Source organism: Rhabdochromatium marinum, from assembly GCF_016583795.1.
GTDB lineage: Bacteria > Pseudomonadota > Gammaproteobacteria > Chromatiales > Chromatiaceae > Rhabdochromatium > Rhabdochromatium marinum.
Genome location: NZ_NRRS01000155.1, coordinates 1 through 3663, shown reverse-complemented (window position 1 = coordinate 3663; position 3663 = coordinate 1). Strand labels below are relative to the sequence as shown.

The following is a 3663-nucleotide window of genomic DNA, read 5'->3' as shown; positions in this document are numbered from 1 at the left end:
CGATGAACGCTCGCCACTGGGCCTCGGTGTAAAGACGACGATTGCTGTCGGTACGCGCCACGGGAATGAGACGCCCCTCGCGCTCCCAACGCTGCAATGTCTTGACCGAAACACCCAGCCTCTTCGCTGCCTTGCCTGTACTCATGGTGCTTTCCATGAGACAATAATACACTATCGCGCATTCTTTATAAGACTAGAGTCTAGCTCCTCGCGCGTCACCTCCTTCAGCCCCGGCAGCGCCCGCCCCGCCGACGAACAAAAGAACTGGATATGCCGATCCAGCACCGCATTCAGCGACTCATCCTCATCCTGAAACATCAAAACGATGTCCTGAGACGCATCATCCAGCGCGTTCGCCTTCCCCTCCGGCGACCCAATGATCACAATCTCCAGCACCCGCGTCGGCCGCGCCGGGTCCAAACCCAACGCCTGACACCGCCCCAACCGATCGTGCATCGGATCAAACGGCGGCACCGCATAGCAGCCCACATACGTCCCCTCGCACACATGCAGCCCCAGGCTCCGCAACAGGCCAACATCAACCTCCTCACCACTGGTCATGTCCACGCGGATCGGGTGCGGCAGGGAAACAATCTCAGGATCGTGGAGCGGGTCCATAGCAAACGTCAGTCATCGAATCCAGTTACAGACAGCACCAGGCCGTGGCCTCAATGCACTTGCGCATCGCCGCATCAAACGCCCGAATGCTCGCATGAGTTAAGTATGATCCACGCAAATGCGAAGATATTACCACCCAGGGTGATAAATTGTAAGCCACACTCACCTTGCACGTTTAGGGAACAGTTGAACACGAACGCTCCGCGCCCGCCAAGGATCGCACCACCGCTAACGCCACACCAACAACCGCACGCAACCGCTTTATGCCGCATACCGCAGCCGACGGAATTAAACAGGTCGCCACCCGCTCCACTAGAAAGATTAGAAATAGGCTGCACACTGTTCAGACCCTTCGCCAGAAAGAAACTCGATTCCACCGGCTTTCAGCCGTGCATAAAGCCAGCCTGCCAGCGGAGACGCTCCTATGAGCGACGCCATCGGTCGTAGCGTCCAACTGTTTTTGGTTGATGGGAAATCCACCGGCCTTATCACCGCCGAGATCATGAATTGGACCGGTCATGTGCTGACTGGTCCGCGCACCGAGTTGCCCAAGTTCCTCGCCCGCCCTGAAGTCGGTCGCACAGGCGTCTACCTTCTGCAAAACGATGTCACTGTCTTTGTCCTTGTCCTTGTCCTTGATCACAAAAAATCCGGCTTGCATGCCGAGGCACGCGAGATCGATGGAGATTTCATCCTGCTCAAAGGCTCACAGGCGATGGCGGAATGGACCAAAGGTTCAAACGCTACGCATGGTTACAGCAAATTCCACGCAAAATTGATTGCCGAGGGAAAGTTGCAACCCACGCCTGATTCGACATGGCTCATCCTCACTGAAGATGTCGCCTTAACCAGTCCCAGTGCTGCCGCCGCAGTAATCCTGGGTCGCTGTTCCTAAAAACCTAAACAAAGTTGCTCACGTTGGTTTTTCGGCACTTCGCTCTCCGTTGATAGCACCCTTGCGGGCGAACAACTAGAGTCCTGGTTGAGCAGTCCCAACCGGAGGCGCTCAGTCCGTGCTTGCAGGATCGCCAGCACGTTTCGCGCAGCGTTCTGATCCGCCTGCAACACAACCCCGTCGGAACAGTAAAACCGATCCCCTTTGCGCTGGCCGTCGAGACAACCGGTTCGGGAATCGCTTTGCGATGTGTAGGCCGGATTGATCAGAACGACCGCAGAACCTCTGCGGATTGAAACACGATCAAGTGCTTCGGCAATGACGCCTTTCGTCCAGCTTGCGAGCCGGCGATTGACGTTCTTGCCGAAGGACTTGCCTGCCATGGGGGCGGTGAGATCTTCTGCTGCGATCACGGCGGCTTTATCGACCACCTTGTTGACCGACTGGAACACCAGGTCGCGGATGCGCGCGTGCATCTTGTCCATCTGCCGGTTGAGCTTGTTGCGCCCGAGGTTGAACCGGCGGATGTGCTCGCGCTTGCGCGGGTTGCGGGTGTTGTTGGCGAGCGCGCGCAGTTTGGCGCGGCGCTGGTATTTGGCTTTGAGTTTGTCGGATTGCTCGGTCAGTATTCGGCCCAGTTCCTGGCCGTGGTGCTCGCCGTCGGAATCGACCAGCACTTCGGAGTAGCCTTTATCGACGCCGATGGTGCGCTCGCCGCTGTCCTGTTTGGCTTCGACTTCGATGGTGTAGTGGACTTCGATGCGGTCCTCGTCGGTGAGGATGATCCGCAAGGTGCCGGTGGGCGCGACGGTGGTATCGAGCGGGATGGCGATGCGTTGGCCTTTGACCAGACCGGGGATCTTGATCCAGGCGCGCCCACCGAGTTGAAAGGTGGTGTAGTTATCTGAGCGGACGATGATTTGGTTGTGGGTGTGGTTGTGGCCATGATGCCAGTGCTGACGCATGATCCGGCGCAGATAAGCATCGTCCGTCCAGTCGTTGCGTTTGAGGGCCGTGAACAGGTGCTTTTGCTCGGCTTTATCCTGGGCGTGGCGCAAAATACATCGGCGTGCTTTGACCTTGGCGGCTTCCATGCTGGCGGTGATGTCGCCCTTGGCGTCACGCAAGGTTTCTTTCCAGGCATTGGCGGAAACCGGGAAGGCGCGACCTTCCTTCAGCCAGCCATCGCGAATCTGGCGATCCGAGAGACCCACGCCACCGACAGACCCGAACCTCTGCCAGACCTCGGAGCGCACTTGACCAAGCCGACGCGCCTGCTCGCGCAACGCGGCGACCTTGCCCTGATTCGGGCGTTTTGCGTTCAGAATTCGCGTGACCTTCATTCGTGAACGTCCTTTGGTCACTGAATGGGCATATCGGGAAAGCGCATCAGCCGATCCTTGTGGGCGATCAGCAGCAGGCGCACTTCCGCGCGCTGAATCCGATCGACCAGGGCGAGAAAGCGCTTGCGCTTGAAGTTCATCCCGCCGCCGATCTCCTGCACCCACTCATCGACCGCAATCCCCACGCCCAGACAGTCGATTTCCATCGCTTTGACCTGGGTGGCAAGATCGTCTTTTTGTCCCGCACGGGAGACCCGGGCAATACACCACCACATCGCGCGTCTTAGGCGCCCCGCCCAGCATCAGGCGAACATCGGATTCATCGAAATACCGATGCCCCGAGGGCAGGCGCTTGGCCTGCAACTTCCCCTCTCTCTCCCAACGCTGCACGGTCTGCACTGACCGGCCAATGCGCTTAGCAAACTCGCCTATGCTGTATTTGCTTCTCATAATGAAAAATTATAGACAGCTTTGAAAATAAATCAATCAACTGTTAATTGCTCTAATTGTCCCCAGTCGTCAGATTCGGGCAAGTCCATCCCACCATCAATACAAGCAAAGTCATAATTCTTGACAACCCTTGACAACGACAGTTGGGAATCTAATGTAAACCAAGATGGTAGAGCTCTGCAGTTCCAAGACTCGCGATTTTTTTCACCCGCTCATCCAAGAGTTAAGAATAACCCAAGTTGCCACCTTGGCTGATTCAGAAAAGGAAATTGAGGCTACAGGCCAGGATAAAGAATGCTGTCTTGAGTTCAAAACCGGCAGCGGTCACGCTGTGGATATGTTTGGGTAGCAATCGTT

Annotated in this window: 3 protein-coding genes and 3 pseudogenes; 1 reads left to right on the top strand and 5 read right to left on the bottom strand. The window is 56.8% G+C overall.

Features of this window, described 5'->3' with window-relative positions; translation table 11 throughout:
* On the bottom strand, positions 1–145 hold a 145-nt coding region (locus CKO36_RS20605; RefSeq protein WP_200286116.1), incomplete at its 3' end, for a MerR family DNA-binding transcriptional regulator.
* A gap of 26 nt (positions 146–171) precedes the next feature.
* The gene (locus tag CKO36_RS18905) at positions 172–618 is read right to left on the bottom strand and encodes a hypothetical protein (RefSeq protein ID WP_200286453.1); all 447 of its coding nucleotides are present in this window, start codon (positions 616–618) and stop codon (positions 172–174) included.
* Positions 619–1042: 424 nt separating this feature from the next.
* Here CKO36_RS18905 and CKO36_RS20600 point away from each other — a divergent pair.
* Positions 1043–1216, top strand: a pseudogene (locus CKO36_RS20600) (DUF4357 domain-containing protein); the annotation flags it as partial.
* A gap of 293 nt (positions 1217–1509) precedes the next feature.
* On the opposite strand, the gene CKO36_RS18895 reads toward CKO36_RS20600, so the two are convergent.
* From CKO36_RS18895 to CKO36_RS20595, 3 genes and pseudogenes are all read right to left on the bottom strand, one after another.
* Entirely contained in the window at positions 1510–2856 is a 1347-nt protein-coding gene (locus CKO36_RS18895; protein WP_200286451.1) for an RNA-guided endonuclease TnpB family protein, read from the bottom strand.
* Between the two features lie 38 nt (positions 2857–2894).
* Positions 2895–3306 (bottom strand): annotated as a pseudogene (locus tag CKO36_RS18890) (IS607 family transposase); the annotation flags it as partial.
* Positions 3307–3562: 256 nt separating this feature from the next.
* A pseudogene (locus tag CKO36_RS20595) lies at positions 3563–3663 on the bottom strand (IS982 family transposase); the annotation flags it as partial.

Bases quoted from the DNA above. Each gene is read 5' to 3' on its own strand.
- CKO36_RS18905 (WP_200286453.1), bottom strand. From the start codon at position 618: ATGGACCCGCTCCACGATCCTGAGATTGTTTCCCTGCCGCACCCGATC.
- CKO36_RS18895 (WP_200286451.1), bottom strand. From the start codon at position 2,856: ATGAAGGTCACGCGAATTCTGAACGCAAAACGCCCGAATCAGGGCAAG.